Origin of the sequence: Achromobacter spanius, assembly GCF_002812705.1 — a bacterium.
In the GTDB taxonomy this organism is placed as follows: domain Bacteria; phylum Pseudomonadota; class Gammaproteobacteria; order Burkholderiales; family Burkholderiaceae_B; genus Achromobacter; species Achromobacter spanius.
The window spans coordinates 6378150-6396411 of the sequence record NZ_CP025030.1 but is presented as its reverse complement, the minus strand read 5'-3'; the positions used below and the strand labels follow the sequence as shown (position 1 = coordinate 6396411).

Below are 18262 nucleotides of genomic sequence, written 5' to 3'. Positions count from 1 at the left end.
GCTTGCGCCGCAGTTCCGGCGATTGATCTGGCGGTTGGTCCTGCGATGGTCTCTGCCATCGGCCGCATCGGTCAGCGCTCCAGGTAGTGGTCCCGCAAGACGTCCACGTCTATCTTCAGCACGTCCGTCAGGTAGCGGTCCATGCCGCCAAATTCCTGCTTGATCGCCTGCACCGAGGCATCCAGGTAGGCGGGCGCGACTTCCAGCAGCGGCATCATCACGTCTTCCGCGACGCCGCGCTCGGAGGATTTGGCGAGGATCTCCTGGAAGAACTGGGCGTTGCAGTGATTCGATTCCAGATAGTTCGACACGATGTCGTCGTGCGCCACGCCTAGCGCCGACAACAGCAGCAGCGACGCGAAGCCGGTGCGGTCCTTGCCGGCGGTGCAATGGAACAGCAGCGTCTTGCCGGTCATCGCCGTTTGCAGGAAGCCGCCGAACGGCTCCTGGTAGCGCGAGGGAAACTCGCGATAAATCTCCACCATCATCGTGGTGCTGAAGGCTTGCGTGGCCTCGCGCAGGCGCGGCAACAATACGGCCATGGCCATGTTGCCGTCCAGCACCGGCGATGCAATCCAGTGGAAGCGTTTGCCGAAGTGCGCTTCGTCCTGGGCTTTTTCAGGTTCTGCGCGAAAGTCGATGACCGCTTCCAAGCCCAATGCGCCAAGCCGGTCCAGATCGGCGGCGCTGGCCCGGCCCGGGTTGCCGCTGCGAAAGAGTTTGCCCGTGCGCAAGCGCCGCCCATCAATGCCGGTCAGCCCGCCAAGGTCGCGCGCGTTGTGGACCTTTTCAAGGGGCAGGCGGCGTTGGAGCGCTGCCTGGTTGGTGACGAAGCTTTCCGTGTGCGGCAGGGGGGCGGGCATGGGTACCTGAAGGGCAGGAATAAGTCGGACGATCGTATCACCGCGACGTGACTCGCATCACCCGGAGCGCTATCCGCCCAACTTTCCCAGCAAGCCGATCAATTGCTGCTTTTCCGCCGCGTCCAACTGGTGGCTGATCCGGGCATCGTGTGCCTCGACCGCCTGCGTGATGTCGGCCAGCACCTTGCTGCCAGCCGCCGTCATCGTCAGCGAATAGGCCCGCTTGTCGTGCTCGACGTCCAGCCTTTCGACATATCCCAAGCCTTGCAAGTGATTCACGATCTGCACGGCGCCTGAGCGGGCGATGCCCAGGATGCGCGCCAGGTCGGTGAGCTTCAGGTTGGCATTGGCCGCGATCAGCGTCAGGGCGGAAAAGCGTTGCGGCGTGATGTCCCACGGCGCGAGCGCGGCCAGGAAGTCTTCGTAGATGACGATCTGCGCGCGCCGGATGGCGTAGCCGACCAGGCCGTCCAGCGCGCCGTACTGGATGCCGGGAACGTGGGGCTGAAATTGCTCGCCGCGCGCGGCAGGGCGGCGGGGGCGTTGGGATGCGGCTCGGGACATGGGGCGGGGTGGGGGCAGGGGGCCTTGATGCCGGGGGCCTCAACACTAATGCAGTCGGGGGCGCCGCGCCATGGGGTTACGGGAAATCCCCGGGGTGCGCAGAGTATCTGGTTTTTGTTATGTTGCATAACAAATAAAACCAGGAGTAGACATGCAAATCGTCATTGCCGGCGCCGGCATCGGCGGCCTGACGCTTGCGCTGATGTTGCATCGGCGCGGCATCGATTGCCGCGTGTATGAAAGCGCGCAGGAACTCAGGCCCTTGGGCGTCGGCATCAACCTGCTGCCCCACGCCGTCAGTGAACTGGAACAGCTAGGGCTGATGCCCGGGCTGGCCGAGCGCGCCATCGAAACGTCGCAACTGCACTACTACAACAAGCTTGGACAGCCGATCTGGCGCGAGCCGCGTGGGCTAGAGGCGGGCTACCCCTTGCCGCAGTTTTCCGTGCATCGCGGAGAATTCCAGATGATGCTGGCGCAAGCCGTGCGCGAACGCCTGGGCGAGGGCGCCATCGTCACGGGCATGGTGCTGGAATCCGCCGAGCAGGACGCAAACGGCGCCACCGCTGTGTTCCGGCGGCGGGCGGACGGGACCACGCATCGGGTGCGCGGCGACATCCTGGTGGGGGCGGATGGCATTCATTCCGCGCTGCGCCGCCAACTGCATCCGGTGGGTGACGAACCCCGCTTTTCCGGGCGCATGTTGTGGCGCGCGGTGACCGAGGCCCCGCCGTACCTGGACGGTCGCAGCATGTTCATGGCGGGGCACCAGGACCAGAAGTTTGTCTGCTATCCCATTTCGGAACCCTTGCGCCGCCAGGGGCGTTCGCTGATCAACTGGATTGCGGAACTCTCGGTGCCGGACGCCGAACTGCCCGCCACCGACTGGAACCGCCAGGTCGACAAGTCCGTGTTCGCGGACCGCTTCGCCGATTGGCGCTGGGACTGGATCGACATTCCCGCCATCATCGACGGCGCAGAAGCCATCTACGAATTTCCGCTGGTGGACCGCAACCCCTTGCCGCGCTGGACGCGGGGTCGCGTTACGCTCTTGGGCGATGCCGCGCACCCCATGTACCCCATCGGTTCGAACGGGTCGGCCCAGGCCATCCTGGACGCGCGCTGCTTGTCGGACTGGTTGGCGCAAGCGGCCGGCGGCAGCGTACGCACGCTTGACATCGCACTGCTGGAATATGAGGCCGAACGCCTGCCGCGCACGGCGGGCATCGTATTGCGCAACCGCCTGAATGGCCCCGAGCAGGTCATGCAGATGGCCGAAGAGCGCGCGCCGCAAGGCTTTACGGATATTAACGACGTGATCACGCAACAAGAGCTGGCGGCGGTATCGCTGCGCTACAAACAACTGGCGGGGTTTGACCCCGCCGCTTTGAAGAAGAGCCGAGAGACAACACCATGAGCCATCCCGAGGCAGCGGCGGACGCCCTGGCGCCACGCCTGGAACATATAACGACTGTCATTGTTGAGGTCGGCCCGCCGCAAGAAGTGGGCGACACCCCGCAGGGCCGTCGCCGCGTCATCCCGATCACGGGCGGCACGGTGGACGGCCCGCGCCTGCGCGGCAAAGTGCTGCCGGGCGGCGCAGATTTTCAGATCATCCGGTCGGCCACGTACACCGATATCCATGCGCGCTATGTCATCGAAACCGCCGACGGCGAACGCATCTACGTCGAAAACACCGGCATACGCACGGGCCACGCGGATGACATCGCCCGCTTGGTGCGCGGTGAACCCGTGGACCCCGCACGCATTTATTTCCGCAGCTACCCACGCTTTGAAACCGCAGCGCCGGCGTTGGGCTGGATGAACGAAAGCCTTTTCATCGGCACAGGCGCGCGCTATCCCGACCGGGTTGAGCTGCGCTTCTACCGCATTTGCTGAACCCTCGGCATCCGCCGTGGCATGAATATAAAAACGACTCGGAGACAACCATGACCTCAACGCTGCGCCGCCTGTTGGGCGGTTTCGTGCTGTGCCTGCCCATCGCCGCGATGGCGCAATTTCCCAATGGCCCCGTGCGCCTGAACGTGGGCTTTCCGCCAGGTACCGGGCCCGACATCGTGGCCCGTACGCTGTCGCAACACATGGGCCCCTTGCTGGGCGAAAGCGTGGTGGTGGAAAACAAGGTGGGCGCGGGCGGGCAGATCGCCGCGCAGACCGTGGCGCGCAGCCCCGCCGATGGCCAAACGATCTTGCTGGGCGAGGTAGGCTCCATCAGCATTTCGCCCGCCACCTACCGCAACCTGAACTACGACCCGCCGCGCGATTTCGCGCCGATCTCCGAAGTGGTGCGAGCCGACTTCGTGCTGGTGGTGCCGGCCAATTCGCCGTACCAGGACCTGACGGCGTTCGTTGAAGGGGGCAAGAAGGCGTCGGACCGAATCAACTTCGCCACCTTCGGCGCGGGCACGCCGGGTCACTTCGGCGCGGAGCTTTTTGCGCGCGAAGCGGGCATGAAGATCGAAGCCATCCATTACCGTTCAACGGGTGATGCGGTGTCGGGCCTGGTGTCCGGCGCGGTGCAGGCGGCGTTCGTGACCACGGCGCTGGCCGTGCCGCAGGTGCAGGGCGGCAAGATGCGCGCGCTGGCCATCACCGGCGCGCAACGTTCGCCCGCCTTGGCCTCGGTGCCCACCTTTGCCGAACGCGGACTGCCGGACGTCAATTTCGGCGCGTGGTTCGCCTTGTTCGCGCCCGCCGGTACGCCGGACGCGGTGTTGAACCGCTTGCAGAAAGACAGCGCCGCCGCGCTGCGTCAGCCCGCTGCGGTGCGCAGCCTGACCGAGGCCGGATTCGTCGTCGTGGGGTCCGACCGGAAGGCGTTGCAAACCTTGTTGTCCGCCGAATCCAAGCGCTGGTCCGACGTGGTGAAGGCTACGGGCTTTCGGGCGGATTGAGTGGGCGTGGGGCCGAGATGGCGGAGTAACCCCAGCAAGTCGCCCCGCGCGTTGCTTACAAATGACACGGCGCAGCTCGTAGGATGGGTGGAGCGCGAGAGGCCCTTGGGCAAGAACACGGCTGCCCAACGCGCGAAACCCATCAAGCAACGCCGAATTCTTGAAAAGCCTGGCCACCATGCAAGCGCTGCCCGATGGGTTTCGCGCGTTCAGCGATGGCGTCTTTAGAGACAGTCTCCCGCGCTCCACCCATCCTACGAGGTGATACGTCGGCGTGCGGGTCGCGCCCGAGTATGCCTACCACCTGGTGTACCCGGCAGGCAGCGATGCGGATCCACGGGTCTGTGCGTTGCGGGATTGGATGCTGGAAATCGTGCAGGCGGCGCAGACGGATATTGCGCTGTAGGCGACACCATTCGCGGCATTGGTTCCATCAATAGAACAGTTTGTTCCGTCCAAAATCGGCCGTTTTGATGGCGGAGCTAGTGCAGCCGTCACGGTCCTGCCGTTAGAATTCCTTCCCATATCACTCCCTATCTACCAGTCGAAAGGTCAAAGTCACATGAGCAACGCTTATCTCGACGCACTGAAAAAGCGCCGTACGCAGTATTCGCTGGGCCGCAACGTGTCGGCCTCCAAGGAAGCACTGACGACCCTGATCCAGGACGCCATCAAGCACAGCCCGTCGTCGTTTAATTCGCAAAGCTCGCGCGCCGTCATTCTGTTTGGCGCCGAAAGCGTGAAGCTCTGGGACCTGACCATTGAAGAAGTGCGCAAGGTGGCGCCGGCTGAAGGGTTCGACAAGACCGAAGCCAAGCTCAAGAGCTTTGCCGCCGGCGTCGGCACCGTGCTGTTCTTCGAAGACCAGGACGTGGTGCGCAGCCTGCAAGAGAAGTTTGCCCTGTACGCCGACAACTTCCCGGTGTGGTCGGAACAGGCGGGCGGCATGGCCCAACTGTCGGTCTGGTCGACCCTGGCCAACGCCGACGTCGGCGCCAGCCTGCAACACTACAACCCGCTGATCGACGGCGTGGTGGCGCGTGAATGGAATGTGCCCGCGTCGTGGAAGCTGCGCGCGCAAATGCCTTTCGGCTCGAACGAAAACGGCTTTGGCGACAAGCCCTTCATGGACGACGCCGAGCGTTTCCGCGTGGCCGGCTGATCAGCCTGAATCGGGCGGTGCAAGCCGCCTGAGTGCTCCACTAACGAAAACCCGCACTTCCCCAACTGGGGAGTGCGGGTTTTTGCGTGATGCGCCGTTCTTGCGAGTCAGCGTGACCTCGCGTGCATAATGTTTGTTTGCCCGGCCAGGCCCGTATGCGCCGGGTTCGCCATACTGCGCGGCAGGCGTCGCGCGCTTTGAGGAGACGCAATATGGATCCGATACTTGCCGGACTGTCGAATTCATTGCCTCAAGCCAAGACGGTTGAGCAATTGACCCGCCCGCTGCTGGACATGCTGGGCAGCGTGACGGGGCTGGAATCCACCTACCTGACCGCCATCGACCTGAAAGCCGATCTGCAACACGTGCGTTTTGCGCGCAATGTAGGCGACATGCAGATACCGGAAGGCTTGTCGGTGCCGTGGTCGGACACGCTATGCAAGCGGGCGCTGGAAGAAGGGCGCATGTGCACAAGCGACGTCGCCACCTGCTGGTCGGACTCCGCAGCCGCGCGCCAGTTGGGCATCCAGACCTATGTGAGCGCGCCCGTGCGCACGGATGAAGGCACGCTGCTTGGCACGCTGTGCGCGGCCAGCGCGCAACGGCATCAGATCCCGTCGCAGGCCGAGGCCGTGTTGAAGCTGTTCTCCAACGTCATCGCCAATTTCCTGGAACGCGAAATCCTGATGGAGCAACTACAGGCCGCGAATGTTCAGTTGATGTCTTACGCGCTGACCGATCCGTTGACCGGCCTGCCCAATCGCCGCGCCGTGTACGAAGAGCTGGAGCGGCTGGAAAAGCGGGCGCTGCGCGAAGGCGGCAGCGTGCTGGTCGGCGTGATCGACCTGGACGGCTTCAAGGGCATCAACGATACCTACGGCCACCAACAGGGCGATGTATTCCTGCAAGAGATTTCCCGCCGGCTGGCCAGCACCCTGCGCACGTCCGACATGCTGGGCCGCATGGGCGGCGACGAGTTCGTGCTGATCGGCCCCGGCCCCGCCATCGAACACGGCAATATCGGCCCGGGCGGCGAGGCGCAACGCGGCGAAGCCGAAGACGCCGCCCGCGCGCTGGAAGAACGCGCCACGGCGGCCACCATCGGCCGCTATCAACTGGGCGATGCGGCAGTGCCCTATGAAGGCGCCAGCGTCGGCGTGGTGGCCGTCGACCCGCGCGGCCTGGACGCCGAAGCCGCGGTCCGCCTGGCGGATGCTCGCATGTATGAGATCAAGCGGGCGCGCAAGCGGGCGCGGACGATACATTGAGGGGTTCTTCAACGACATGCCTGCACGCGCGGGACGCCGTCCCACCAATTCGTAGGATGGGTGAAGCGCGAGAGACCAGCGACAAGAACGCCGCCGCTTCAACGCGCGCAACCCATCACGCAGCGCCGCGGTTCTTTTGGCCTTCAGCCACAACGCAAGGTCTGTCTGATGGGTTGCGCGCGTTGAGGCGTTTGAATTTTTGCCATGAGTCTTTCGCGCTTCACCCATCCTACGCCGTCAAATTGGTGGAGCGCCGTGCCCATCACCGATACCCGCGCTCCGCCGCCGACCACTTCAGCGTCTTGCGCCACTTGCCGCCTTGCTGGCGCAGTTGCAGATCAAAGTAGCCGTCTGTCTTTTCCGGCAGCACCACCAGGATGTTGCTGGCGTCGGACATGTCGTGGTCGCGTGTGCCGTCGGGGTGCCAGTCGCCGGCGATGGATTTGAAGAACGACATGGGCTGCGCGAACACCACGCGCAGGGTGGGGCCGTCGATGTGGAACAGGTACAGGGCCTCGAAGTTGGCGCCGCCGCCGGAATAGCCTTCGCTCCAGCCGGCGCGCACGCCGAAGGCCACGGCGCCGGGGGCGATCCTGTACGCGGCCAGGTCGAAATGCTTCCATTCGGTGGGCACCGATAGCAGCGGGGCGTTGGCGTCTGCCGTTGCCAGGTCCTGGGGCAAGTCGATGTTGGTATTGCGCCAGTCAGTGGGCGTCTTGACGGGGCCGTCGGTGCGGGCCAGCAGCGTGGGGGCCTTGCCCGGCGTCGTGCCGAACACGCCGAACCAGGCGCCGTTCTTGTCATCGTCGCTGGACAGGTCGGCGCATTCGCCGCCGCCGAATTTGATCAGTCGCGCCGCGCGTTCGGGCGTCGACGCCAGGCACACCATCGCGACAAACGTTCCCGGGCGCTGCCCCCACGGCTTGACACCTGCAACCAGCAGCCGTTTGGGGTCTAGCCCAGGGGCCAGTTGCTGCACCAGGAAGTCGCGCGTGAAGCCGTCGGGCAGGGCTACGCCAAGCCTGTCGGGTTGCGGCGCGCCGCTCATCTGGCTGTCGTACATTCTGCGGGCGTCTTCCGTCTGGATGGCGCCGCGGGCCTTGTCCAGCGAGGGCACGGTGGTGTCCGCCCATGCCGAGGGCACGTGCAGCCCGCAGGCCAACAGGGGGGACAACAGTAGCAAGGCGAGTCGGATGCGCATGGGTAGGGAGCGGTCTTGGTATAGAAAGCGGTAGGGGAAGCCGGCGCAGAATAGCCCGGGTACGCGTTTCAGAGCGTTGAACTCTGTTTCTATTTTGTAAGTGGTTTTCATGCAGAATGGCGCGCTGCGCTTGCGTCACTAGCCGCAACGCCAAACCGGCAGCCCTTGCAAGAGAGAAGAACGCAATGACATTGGCACGCTCCGCACGTTCCGCACGTTCCGCACGTTCCGCACGTTCCGCAGGTTTCGCGGGTTTCGCAGTAAAGGGCCTGTTCCTGGCCGGCGTGTTCGCGCTGTCCGCGCCGGCGATGGCGATCAATTGCGCCAAGGCTGGCACCGCCGTCGAAAAGCTGATCTGCGCCGACAAGGCGACGGTGGCGGCTGATGCCGGGCTGAACCGCGCTTACCAGGCGATCTTGAAGCAGGCGCCGGACGACAACATCCGCGCGATGCTGGTCGCCAGCCAAAAGCGCTGGCTTGAAGCGCGTGACCGCGCGCTGGACCGCCTGCTCACGGACCCGGACGCCGTGCCGGATGACAAGACCGCGGGCGAGATTGCGCGCGAGCTGATCGAGAACCGCAGCGCGCAGTTCAAGGAAACCGGCAAAGCGTCCACCACCCCCACCATCATTCGCCGGGCGCTTCAGCAGCAACAGTTCCAGTCCCAATTCACGGGCGGTGCGTTCGCGGGCTATTGGACGTCTTGCGATGTGCTGCCGCATGACTACGTCGACTACGCCTGCTTCGCGATTCGCCACTACCAGAACAACGACCGCGTGTGCTCGGCGGACGAATCCTGGGCGTCCGGGGCGGTCTACACCAAGCGCTACGTCGCCAACGTGGTTGACGGCAAGCCGCGTGTGATCGCGTCCTGCTCGTTCAGTAGTGCCGACGAGGCCTGCGCCACCGTCGGCGATACGAAGGCGAACTGGAACCGGCAGCCCGAGGCGCCGAAGTATGTGTATGCCGACAAACCGCTGCCGAAGCTGGATGGCGAGATCGACGCGTCGGACGATGCCGAATGGGTGCAGGCCTGCCTGACGGACCCGGCCTATCCGCCAGTGCAATAACCCAGCGGCGGGGGCCGTGCAGGCGCATGCCATCGATATTCACGCCGATACGCAAAACTTTCTATTTCCAGCGGGCGGCGGCGTCATCGCGTCTTAAAATCCGGCATTGCAGATTTTCGCTGCCGGCATAGGCCCGCGCGGAACCGAACCGAGAGATATCGATGGATAAGCGACAAGACCTGGAACCGCCGGCGATCCAGGAGGGCGCGGCGCAGACCGGCGCGGTGCAGGCCGACGTGGTGGTCGCCACGGGGCCGAACACGCTCGACGCCATCACCATCGATATCGAAGCCGATCCCACGCTGGGCTACGCCTCGATTCAGAACGCGGTTCCCGTCGTTCGGACGTTGCGCGTGACGAATCGCTCGGCGCACACCTTCGAGGACATTGAAGTCCGCCTCCGCTGCAACCCCGCTTTTGCCCAACCGGTGACGTTGCGCTTTGACGTGCTGGTGCCGGGAGAAATCCGCCGGATTTCCCCGCTGGACCTGACGCCCGACCACGGCTACGTGGCCGACTTGCAAGAAGCCGTGCGCGCCAGCATCGATGTCGTGGTGCAGTCAGGCACGCAGGAAATCGGCCGGGCTTCGCAAGCGATTACCGTGTTGGCCTATGACCAATGGGCCGGCACGCGCGCCTTGCCGGAATTGCTGGCCGCGTTTTCCATGCCGAATAATCCGGCTGTGGATGGGCTGATTGGCAAGGCGTCCAAGCTGCTGCGCGCGCAGCACGCCGAACTGCAGATGAACGGCTACCAGTCCAAAAGCCGCGACGTCGTGTGGAAGCAGGTGTCCGCCATCTACAGCACGCTGGCCGCCGAGTCGCTGCATTACGCTGAGCCGCCCGCGTCTTTCGGCGTGGACGGCCAGAAGATTCGCACGCCGGATCGCATCATGGACGCACGGGTCGCAACGTGTCTGGACCTGGCGATGCTGTTCTCGTCCTGCCTGGAGCAAGCCGGCTTGCGCCCGGTCATCTTGATGAAGGACGGGCACGCCTGGGTGGGCGTGTGGCTGCATCAGGCCTGCTTTGCCGACCCGTTGACGGACGACGTGCAGGCCGTAAGAAAGCGCGTGGACAGCGGCGAATTCCTGGTCTTTGAAACGACCGGGATCGCGCAGCATCCCAACTTCCGGCCGTCGTTGCGGCGCGCGTTGGAGCAGGGCGCGGCGCATCTGCGCGAAGAGAACACTTTCCGCTACGCCATCGACGTGCATCGCGCACGTGAATTGCAGATCAAGCCGCTGCCGTCGCGGGGGGTGTCGGTTGCGCCGACGGATGCCGATGACGCAGAGATTCCCGCCGCCATCGAACCCACGCCCGACCTGCCGCCGCTGGACCCGGAATTCGTAATCAGCCTGGAGCCCGCCGACGACACGCCGGAAGGCCGGCTGGCCAAGTGGAAATCACGCCTGCTGGACCTGACGCTGCGCAACCGTCTACTGAACTTCAAGCTGACCAAGTCCACCTTGCCGCTCGTCGTGCCGGACCTGGCCCGCTTGGAAGACGCCATTGTCGATGGCAGCGAATTCCGCATACGCCCGTTGCCCGCCGCGTTGATGGACGGCAGCGATCCGCGCGTGGCCGAAGTGCATGTGGGCCGGGGCGGCCGCGCGCCGCTGGACGACATGGCGCTGGACGCGTTGGGCAACAAGGAACTGATCGCGCGCGTCACGCAGGAAGCGCTGGACGCCAACCTGCTGACCATCTTCGGCGCGGCGCGCACCGGGCAGGAAGAGGGCGGCGCCAACACGCTGTACCTGGCGATGGGCATGTTGCGCTGGACCGAAAGCCCCGGCGCGGAAAGCGCGCACTTGGCGCCGCTGATCCTGGTGCCGGTGTCGTTGCAACGGCAGTCGGTGCGCAGCGGTTTCCGGCTGGTGCGCCACGACGACGAGACCATCATCAATCCCACGTTGCTGCAGATGCTGCGCAACAACTACGAGCTGCGCATTCCGGGCCTGGACGTCCTGCCCGCTGATGACAAGGGCGTGGACGTGGCGCGCGTGTTGCAGGCGTTCCGGCTGGCCGTGCGGGAAATCGTGGGCTGGGAAGTGCTGGAACAGGTGCATCTGGGGATCTTCTCGTTCACCAAGTACCTGATGTGGAAAGACCTGCAAGACCGCACCGAGCAGTTGAAAGCCAACCGCGTCGTCAGGCATTTGATCGATCACCCGGGGCAGGCGTTTGCAAAAGAACCCTTCGATCAACGCTTTGAGCGCCTGGACGACAGCTACCAGCCCGAAGACCTGCTGACGCCGCTGCTGAGCGATTCGTCGCAGTTGAAGGCGATCTGCGCGGTGGACGCGGGCCGCGATCTGGTGCTGGAGGGGCCGCCGGGTACGGGCAAGAGCCAGACCATCACGAACCTGATCGCGCATCTGCTGGCGCGCGGCAAGACGGTGTTGTTCGTCTCGGAAAAAATGGCCGCGCTGGAGGTGGTGCATCGCCGTCTGGCCAATATCGGCCTGGGCCCGTTCTGCCTGGAACTGCATTCGTCCAAGGCGCGTAAATCCGAGGTGCTGCAACAGCTTGGAAAGGCGCTGGACCACAGCGGCCAGCGCACAAGCGATGACTGGGCGCGTGAGGCCGAGCGCCTGACCGTGCTGCGCCAGGACTTGAACGGCTTGGTCGATGCGCTGCATCACACGCATGCCAACGGCCTGACGGTGTATGACGCCATTGGCACCTGCATCCAGAACGCGGGCAAGGAGCCGTCGCCGATGTTCTGGGCCGACGCGCAGGCGCATCAAGTCAAAGACCTTGCGCAACTGCGCGAGACCGCGCGCCGCATGTCGACCTTGTCCAAGGAACTTGGTGTGCTGCATGGCCATCCGCTGGCGCATATCGGCATGGCCGAATGGAGCCCCAGTTGGCAAGACGCGTTGCTGGCCGCGGCTCAGGCGCTGGAGCAAGCGGTGGCTGGCTTGCAGGCGCAGGTGATGGCTGCGGGCGAGGGCGTCGGTGTGCCGGCGCAAGGCTTGAGCCTGGATGCCTATGCGCATCTGGATCAGTTGTTCGACGTGCTGCTCGCCGCGCCCCAAGTGCCTGCGGGCCTGGCCACGCAAGCGCACGACCCCGCCGCCCGCTTTCAGGTGCAGGCGCTGGCTCGCCACGGCCTGGCGCGCAACGCGCATTGGGCGCAGGTGGGCGCGCAATGGAACGCACAATTGGCCGAGCTTGATGCCAATACGTTGAAGGCCGAGTGGCTGTCCGCATGTTCGGCATGGTGGCCGAAGTCCGTCTTCGCCAAGGGCGGCATCCGCAAACGGCTGGCGATGTATCGCACGGACGGCCAGCGGCCGGACGAGGCCGCGATTACGGCCATGCTGGCGCCCTTGGCGCTGGTGAACGCCGAAGACCGCGAACTGGCCGTGTTGAAGGTGGATGCGCAGCGCCTGCTGCAAGACAGCTATACGGGTCTGTCCACGGATTGGGAGCAAGTCCAGCGCCATGAGCAATGGGCAGCGCGCTTTGCCGATGCGGTCACGCAGGTGGCGGGCGACCCCATTTCCGCCGCCGACTTGCGCACGCGCCTGCAAGCGCTGGTGGGTGAGAACCGCGCCTTCCTGCAACCGGGTTCGCCGCTGGGCAAGTCGTTGCTGGCGTATCGGGATGCGTGGCGCGCCGTACAAGACCGGTTGGCGGAAGTGGATGCCTTGGCCAAACCCACCGAAGCCTTGGCGGGCGCATCGGATGCCAACGGCGCGCTGGAACGCATTCAAGGCGTGCTGGCGGGCTGGCGTCATAACAAGCAGTTCTTGATGCCGTGGTGCGTATGGCGTCAGGCGCGTGAGCAGGCCATTGCGTCGCAACTGCAAGGCCTGGTCGCTTCTCTTGAGCAGGGCCGCGTTCCGTTGGAGCAGATCGAAGCGCATTTTGAATTCAGCTACCGCAACTGGTGGGTGAAGAAGGTGATCGACCATACACCCGTGTTGCGCGCGTTTTCCAGTGCCGACCACGAGCGCAAGATCCGCGAATTCCGCGATGCCGACGACCGCTTCCAGAAGCTGACGTCGGCCTATATCGCCGCCGTGTTGGCCGGCAAGGTGCCCGATGGCAACGGCGTGCTGGTCAGCCCGGACAGCGAGCTGGGCCTGCTGCGCCGAGAACTGCAAAAGAAGGCGCGCCACGTTCCCGTGCGCCAACTGATGCAGCGCTTGCCGTCGCTGCTGCCCAGGCTCAAGCCTTGCCTGCTGATGTCGCCCTTGTCAGTGGCGCAGTATCTGGACGCCGGCCATTCGCAGTTTGATGTCGTGGTGTTCGACGAAGCCTCGCAGATTCCGGTGTGGGATTCGGTGGGCGCCATTGCGCGCGGCCAGCAAGTGGTGGTGGTGGGCGATACCAAGCAGTTGCCGCCCACGAGCTTCTTCAGCAAGTCCACGCCGGAAGACGATGGCGCGGGGGATGATGGCCAGGTGGAAGACCTGGAGAGCATTCTGGATGAGTGCCTGGGCGCCGACATGAACCGCCTGCGTTTGCAGTGGCATTACCGCAGCAAGCACGAAAGCCTGATCACGTTCAGCAACGTCACCTATTACGATTCGCAGCTGATCACCTTCCCGTCGCCCGTGACGGATGACGTGGCCGTGCGCCTGGAGAAGGTCGCGGGCATCTACGACCGGGGCGGCAGCCGCACCAACCGCCGCGAAGCCGAAGCCATCGTGCAAGGCATTGAACAGCACTATCTGGACAAGTCCCGCCGCCGCCAAACCCTGGGCGTGGTGACGTTCAACCAGCCGCAGCAATCCCTGATTGAAACCCTGCTGGACGCCCGCCGCCGCGCCAATGCGGAGCTCGACAAGGCGATCTCGGCGCAATCCCGTGAACCGCTGTTCATCAAGAACCTGGAGAACGTGCAGGGCGACGAGCGTGACGTGATCTATTTTTCGATCACGTTCGGCCCGGACGCGGCCGGAAAGATGACGATGAACTTCGGGCCGCTGAACGGCGAAGGCGGACACCGCCGCCTGAACGTGGCGATCTCGCGCGCGCGCGAAGGCGTGGTGATCTACAGCACGCTGATGCCGGAACAGATCGACCTGTCGCGCGTACGCGCCACGGGCGTGCGCGACTTGAAGCATTACCTGGAATTCGCGCTGAAAGGGCCGCGCGCCTTGGTCGAGCAGTCGCTGCCAACCGGCCGCGAGCCGGACAGCCCGTTTGAAACCCAGGTCATCAAGGTGCTGCGCAATCATGGCTGGGTGGTGCACCCGCAAGTGGGGTGCTCTGGCTACCGCATCGACATGGGCGTGGTGGACCCGCGGGCGCCGGGGCGCTATCTGATGGGCATCGAGTGCGATGGCCGCGCGTATCACTCGGGCGCTACCGCGCGCGATCGCGATCGCTTGCGTCAGGTGGTGCTTGAGGGGTTGGGCTGGCGCTTGCATCGGGTGTGGTCCACCGACTGGTGGATCAACCCTGAACGAGAGGTGGAGAAGATCTTGGCCCGCTTGAATGCGGAGCTGGAACGCAAGGTCGAGGACGAGCCTGAGGTGGAGGAAGCAGAGGCTGAAGTCGAAGTTGAAACCGAAGCCGCAATCGCAGCCGAAACCGCTATTCGAGCCGAAGCCGAAATCGAAGCCGAAGCTGCTACTGAGCCCGGTGGTGTCGTGGAGTTTGTGATCACGACCGAAGAGGGCGATACCGCGTGGGCGTCGGCGGACAGCGCCACAGTCAGCGCATCTCCGGGCGGCATCGCGACCTATCAGCTGGCCGACCTGAGCACTGCCGAGGGTGACCCAGACGCCTTCTACAGCCGCGCCAACAACGCGCAATTGGCGGAACAATTGCGCCTGGTCATCGACACGGAAGGCCCCATCGCCGAGACCGTGCTGCACCGTAAAGTCGCCCGCGCCTGGGGCCTGGAACGCACAGGCGTCCGGATCGTTGAACGGTTGCGGACCTTGACCCCGATGGAAGTGGGCCAGACGGATGAAGGCGAGGCCACCTTCTATTGGCCTGCCGGCGTAGCGCCCGAAACCTGGAACGGCTTTCGCGGCGCAAGCGACGACGACGCCACGCGCCGTCGCGTGGATGATGTCTGCATCCAGGAACTGGCGAACGGCGTGCTGCACGTGCTGGCCATGACCGGCAACGCGCCAAAATCGGATGTGATCAAGTCAGTGTGCCGACTGCTCGGCATGGCGCGTACGTTGGCGGATGCGGAAGCACGCATCGGACACGCAATAGCCGGGCTGACGCAGCGCGGCGTGGTGCGGGAAGAGATGGGGATGTTGCGGGTGGGGTAGGGTGGCCGTGTGAGGGCGTTACGGCGCAGTGACGGGGTCACGCATAAAAATTCCGTAGCGCTCCTCCGATGATCAATGCCAAGACGATCGTAATAAGTCCTCCGTAGGCCAAGAAAAGGGGAATCTTGATGGCTACGGGGATTTGCCTTGCATCGACAGGGTGGAACATTGCGTTGTTTTTGCTTATCGGCCACCGCTTGGCATGGGGGAACGCCAACCACACCGCCAGTGACGTGCAAATGTTCATCTTTTCATGCAAAGACAACTCGGCGCGAGTTCTGCCTTTTGCCCAAGGGTGTCGCGTAAGCGCGATAGCGTGGTCAAGCTTGCGGTAATAAAAGTGCAGGCCTGCGACGACGTAAACGACGAACGCCAAGAAAATAATCGTTCCGGTGACGGCGCTGATGTGTTGGCTGGTAAGTTGTGTCATTCGAAAAGAAGTTCATATCCAGTGGCACCCCACTCAGCGCCAATTTGTTTGCCGGTGTCTCCAGCAGCCGAGCCCGCCCAAATAGATGCTCCAACCACGCCAACAGCGCAAATAAGGCCGGGAGCCCCTCCCGCGGGTATTAGCATCGTGCAGAACCATAGTCCGCCGGAAGCGGCGGCGGTCCCAGTGCCAATACTTGTTGCAAGTCCCAACGTCTCGCTCGAACTTGCAATCATGCATTCCTTCTGCGACTTCGACTCGTCCGAGCAAACTTTATAAACCTCATTTCCCGCTTTTCCCGCACTATAGGCAATTGCCAGTTTTGTGGCGCGGGCTTCGTATTTCTGAAACCATTTGACTATATGCCCGTGATATCGCACATAGATGGGAGTCCCGCCTGAGCGCCAGATATGTGTCACTGACTTGCTCGATAGGTTCAGCGCTGCGGACAACTTTATCTGATCAGGGATGCCGGCTCGAGCCAACAACATTCGCTTGAACTTGGTATCAATGTCCGCAAGAATGGCTGCCCGTTCAGCGCGAAATTGAGCGTCTCTGAGATTCCCAGACCGCGCAAGCGCTTGCTGAGCGGCGCCTTCAAGACGATCTAGTGCAGACTTTATCCCCTGCCCATACGTTTTCAGGAACGTGCCAACGGCACCCACGACGTTATCGCCATTTTGTCCCATCGCGTAGGCAAGAAGATCCCAGTTGTCGAACATCGTTTGCACATGATGAGCCGCGAGCTTGGCGCGTAGAGATTCAACCTCTTTGACCGAATGGATCAGCTTCATCGATTCCGCAGTGTAGTTCTCGTTCTCGTAATCGCTCGAGACGAGAACGATGCTGCCGTATTGCGCATACTTGCCTAGATGGTCGTTCAGCTCTATGAAGCGCTTCACATGTTCGGGGCTGCGGTCCGCAAGTAACTCTGCCGCCAAACGACCAATGCCAATAGGCTGGCGACGATCTTGAATATAAAAGGAGACCTGTGCCATCCCATATACAAGTTGCTTAGTCGGTTCATCTGGCCGTTCTGTTGGAGATTGCTCGGCTTGCTCGGGCGGTGTGGACGCACCAGTTCCATACTCCTCTAGCCAAAACTGCTGACTGGCAAGCAGGATCGCGCCACAAGATGTCCGCATCCCATCCAACGCGAGTTCTCGATCGCTGCCGCAGGAGAGCGAGCCCTCCACAATCGGGAATGTTCCATTGCATTTCGGGCATGAAACCATATCGCCTTTGCGTGCGGCTGGCTTGCCAAATACATTGATGGTTTGGTCGCCAGTGACTACAACGCCGCCGTGGCTCGTGCGATCTCCTAATCTGATAACTGCTCGTTTCATGGTTTTTGTCTTGTCAGGCAGGAGTCTGAAATCTACAACAATTTTTGGGATATCTTCAATTTGTGTAGCGCATGCTTAGAGTATCTGCGGGGCGTAACGTGTCAGACTGTAATTTTCAGGTGAGGTGCAGTGGCTGATTATTTCTATGGCTTGTTTCAGCGCCTTCTGAATGAAAGTCGCTCGCTAGTCTCGTACCGGGATGGCCCACCAACCGCACCCTCCAGCAAGATTTTGAAACCCTCTGCCCCGCGCTTCGCCTGATCCGTCCACACCACGGACGTAGAATGCCGCTTTTGATCAGTGCCATACGGCTCATAGGAACGAACCATGAAAAAAATAATCCTACTTGCGTCCGCATGCGCCGCGCTGCTACAGGCTTGCGCTCCCGTTTCGTCTCCCCGCGAAGGATCGTCCTCCATGCCCACTTCTACCGCGACGTCGCCCGCCAGCCAACTGAGCTTGCCCGCGTATTACTGGCGCCTGGTTTCCGCCACCGATGCAGCCGGTAAGTCGATTCCGACCTTGCAAGCGGGCGTTGAGCATCAGATGCGCCTGGCCTTCACGAAGGATGCCTTGAATATTCGCGGGGGCTGCAATACGCAGTTTGGCGGTTATCGCTATCAGAATGGCGTGCTGCAAGTGGATAACCTGGCGTCCACGATGAAGGCTTGCGAGCAGAGTTTGATGCAACTGGATGCCGAGATCAACGAGCGGCTGAAGGGCGATCTGCGAGCCACGCTGTCTGGCGATACGCATGAGCCCGCGCTGGAACTCGTGGGCAAGGACGGCACCGTGCTGAAGTTCGTGGGTGAGCCCACGCCCGAGACGCTGTATGGCAGCGCGGGCGAGATCATGTTCCTGGAAGTGGCTGCCAAGAAGGCCGAGTGCAGCCATCCGATGATTCCCAACTACCAATGCCTGATGGTGCGCGAGCGCCGCTATAACGAAGCCGGCGTGCAGCAGCCGACGCAGGATAAATGGCAACCGCTGTATCAGTCCATCGAAGGGTTCGAGCACCAGGAAGGCGTGCGCACCGTGCTGCGCGTGAAACGCTACGACTGGAAGAACCCGCCGGCCGACGCGCCGTCCAAGGTGTATGTGCTGGATATGGTGGTGGAGCAGGACGCGTCGAAAAAGTAAGCGCAAGCACGTCAATGAAAATGCCGGGCCGTTTTAAGCGGCCCGGCATTTT

The 18262-nt window shown here is 63.1% G+C and carries 14 protein-coding genes; 9 read left to right on the top strand and 5 right to left on the bottom strand.

The genetic code is table 11. The annotated features are described in order from the left end of the window. Positions 1 to 71 precede the first annotated feature (71 nt). Complete coding sequence (locus CVS48_RS28990) at positions 72 to 863, bottom strand: tyrosine-protein phosphatase (RefSeq protein ID WP_100857436.1); 792 nt, start codon at positions 861 to 863, stop codon at positions 72 to 74. 69 nt (positions 864 to 932) lie between these two features. After that, positions 933 to 1427, bottom strand: a complete 495-nt coding sequence (locus CVS48_RS28985; protein WP_100857435.1) for a MarR family winged helix-turn-helix transcriptional regulator — start codon at positions 1425 to 1427, stop codon at positions 933 to 935. A 151-nt stretch (positions 1428 to 1578) separates the two neighbouring features. Between CVS48_RS28985 and CVS48_RS28980 the strand changes: the two genes are divergently transcribed. The 6 genes from CVS48_RS28980 to CVS48_RS28960 all read left to right on the top strand — a co-directional run bounded on the left by CVS48_RS28980 (position 1579) and on the right by CVS48_RS28960 (position 6772). Continuing rightward, entirely contained in the window at positions 1579 to 2844 is a 1266-nt protein-coding gene (locus CVS48_RS28980; protein ID WP_100857434.1) for a flavin-dependent oxidoreductase, read from the top strand. After that, a complete protein-coding gene (locus tag CVS48_RS28975) occupies positions 2841 to 3326 on the top strand; it encodes a DUF3237 domain-containing protein (RefSeq protein ID WP_100857433.1) in 486 nt (161 codons plus the stop codon). Before CVS48_RS28980 ends, CVS48_RS28975 begins: the two co-directional genes overlap by 4 nt. 50 nt (positions 3327 to 3376) lie before the next feature. Next, complete coding sequence (locus CVS48_RS28970; protein ID WP_100857432.1) at positions 3377 to 4342, top strand: Bug family tripartite tricarboxylate transporter substrate binding protein; 966 nt, start codon at positions 3377 to 3379, stop codon at positions 4340 to 4342. A gap of 274 nt (positions 4343 to 4616) precedes the next feature. Then, positions 4617 to 4748 carry a hypothetical protein gene (locus CVS48_RS29820; protein WP_272868268.1) on the top strand — a complete coding sequence of 44 codons (132 nt, stop codon included), beginning with the start codon at positions 4617 to 4619 and terminating at the stop codon, positions 4746 to 4748. Between the two features lie 156 nt (positions 4749 to 4904). Beyond that, positions 4905 to 5504, top strand: coding sequence for a nitroreductase family protein (locus tag CVS48_RS28965; protein WP_100857431.1), 600 nt, complete (start codon positions 4905 to 4907; stop codon positions 5502 to 5504). A 212-nt stretch (positions 5505 to 5716) separates the two neighbouring features. Next, positions 5717 to 6772, top strand: a complete 1056-nt coding sequence (locus CVS48_RS28960; RefSeq protein ID WP_100857430.1) for a sensor domain-containing diguanylate cyclase — start codon at positions 5717 to 5719, stop codon at positions 6770 to 6772. 262 nt (positions 6773 to 7034) lie between these two features. Here the strand turns inward: CVS48_RS28960 and CVS48_RS28955 are convergent, their stop codons facing one another. Next, positions 7035 to 7973, bottom strand: coding sequence for a hypothetical protein (locus tag CVS48_RS28955; protein WP_100857429.1), 939 nt, complete (start codon positions 7971 to 7973; stop codon positions 7035 to 7037). Positions 7974 to 8158: 185 nt separating this feature from the next. On the opposite strand from CVS48_RS28955, the gene CVS48_RS28950 reads away from it, so the two are divergent. Next, entirely contained in the window at positions 8159 to 9043 is an 885-nt protein-coding gene (locus CVS48_RS28950) for a lysozyme inhibitor LprI family protein (protein ID WP_100857428.1), read from the top strand. A 161-nt stretch (positions 9044 to 9204) separates the two neighbouring features. Next, positions 9205 to 15294: a DUF3320 domain-containing protein gene (locus tag CVS48_RS28945; protein ID WP_100857427.1), complete on the top strand. Its 6090-nt coding sequence runs from the start codon at positions 9205 to 9207 to the stop codon at positions 15292 to 15294. Between the two features lie 37 nt (positions 15295 to 15331). On the opposite strand, the gene CVS48_RS28940 is transcribed toward CVS48_RS28945, so the two are convergent. Beyond that, the gene (locus tag CVS48_RS28940; protein WP_100857426.1) at positions 15332 to 15724 is read right to left on the bottom strand and encodes a hypothetical protein; all 393 of its coding nucleotides are present in this window, start codon (positions 15722 to 15724) and stop codon (positions 15332 to 15334) included. After that, positions 15721 to 17070 carry a PAAR domain-containing protein gene (locus tag CVS48_RS28935; RefSeq protein ID WP_100857425.1) on the bottom strand — a complete coding sequence of 450 codons (1350 nt, stop codon included), beginning with the start codon at positions 17068 to 17070 and terminating at the stop codon, positions 15721 to 15723. The genes CVS48_RS28940 and CVS48_RS28935 overlap by 4 nt, the downstream gene beginning before the upstream one ends. Before the next feature lie 417 nt (positions 17071 to 17487). Here CVS48_RS28935 and CVS48_RS28930 point away from each other — a divergent pair, with 417 nt between their 5' ends. Continuing rightward, a complete protein-coding gene (locus tag CVS48_RS28930) occupies positions 17488 to 18210 on the top strand; it encodes an META and DUF4377 domain-containing protein (protein WP_242001137.1) in 723 nt (240 codons plus the stop codon). Positions 18211 to 18262 lie beyond the last annotated feature (52 nt).

Bases quoted from the DNA above. Each gene is read 5' to 3' on its own strand.
- CVS48_RS28990 (WP_100857436.1), bottom strand. From the start codon at position 863: ATGCCCGCCCCCCTGCCGCACACGGAAAGCTTCGTCACCAACCAGGCA.
- CVS48_RS28985 (WP_100857435.1), bottom strand. From the start codon at position 1,427: ATGTCCCGAGCCGCATCCCAACGCCCCCGCCGCCCTGCCGCGCGCGGC.
- CVS48_RS28980 (WP_100857434.1), top strand. From the start codon at position 1,579: ATGCAAATCGTCATTGCCGGCGCCGGCATCGGCGGCCTGACGCTTGCG.
- CVS48_RS28975 (WP_100857433.1), top strand. From the start codon at position 2,841: ATGAGCCATCCCGAGGCAGCGGCGGACGCCCTGGCGCCACGCCTGGAA.
- CVS48_RS28970 (WP_100857432.1), top strand. From the start codon at position 3,377: ATGACCTCAACGCTGCGCCGCCTGTTGGGCGGTTTCGTGCTGTGCCTG.
- CVS48_RS28965 (WP_100857431.1), top strand. From the start codon at position 4,905: ATGAGCAACGCTTATCTCGACGCACTGAAAAAGCGCCGTACGCAGTAT.
- CVS48_RS28960 (WP_100857430.1), top strand. From the start codon at position 5,717: ATGGATCCGATACTTGCCGGACTGTCGAATTCATTGCCTCAAGCCAAG.
- CVS48_RS28955 (WP_100857429.1), bottom strand. From the start codon at position 7,973: ATGCGCATCCGACTCGCCTTGCTACTGTTGTCCCCCCTGTTGGCCTGC.
- CVS48_RS28950 (WP_100857428.1), top strand. From the start codon at position 8,159: ATGACATTGGCACGCTCCGCACGTTCCGCACGTTCCGCACGTTCCGCA.
- CVS48_RS28945 (WP_100857427.1), top strand. From the start codon at position 9,205: ATGGATAAGCGACAAGACCTGGAACCGCCGGCGATCCAGGAGGGCGCG.
- CVS48_RS28940 (WP_100857426.1), bottom strand. From the start codon at position 15,724: ATGACACAACTTACCAGCCAACACATCAGCGCCGTCACCGGAACGATT.
- CVS48_RS28935 (WP_100857425.1), bottom strand. From the start codon at position 17,070: ATGAAACGAGCAGTTATCAGATTAGGAGATCGCACGAGCCACGGCGGC.
- CVS48_RS28930 (WP_242001137.1), top strand. From the start codon at position 17,488: ATGCCCACTTCTACCGCGACGTCGCCCGCCAGCCAACTGAGCTTGCCC.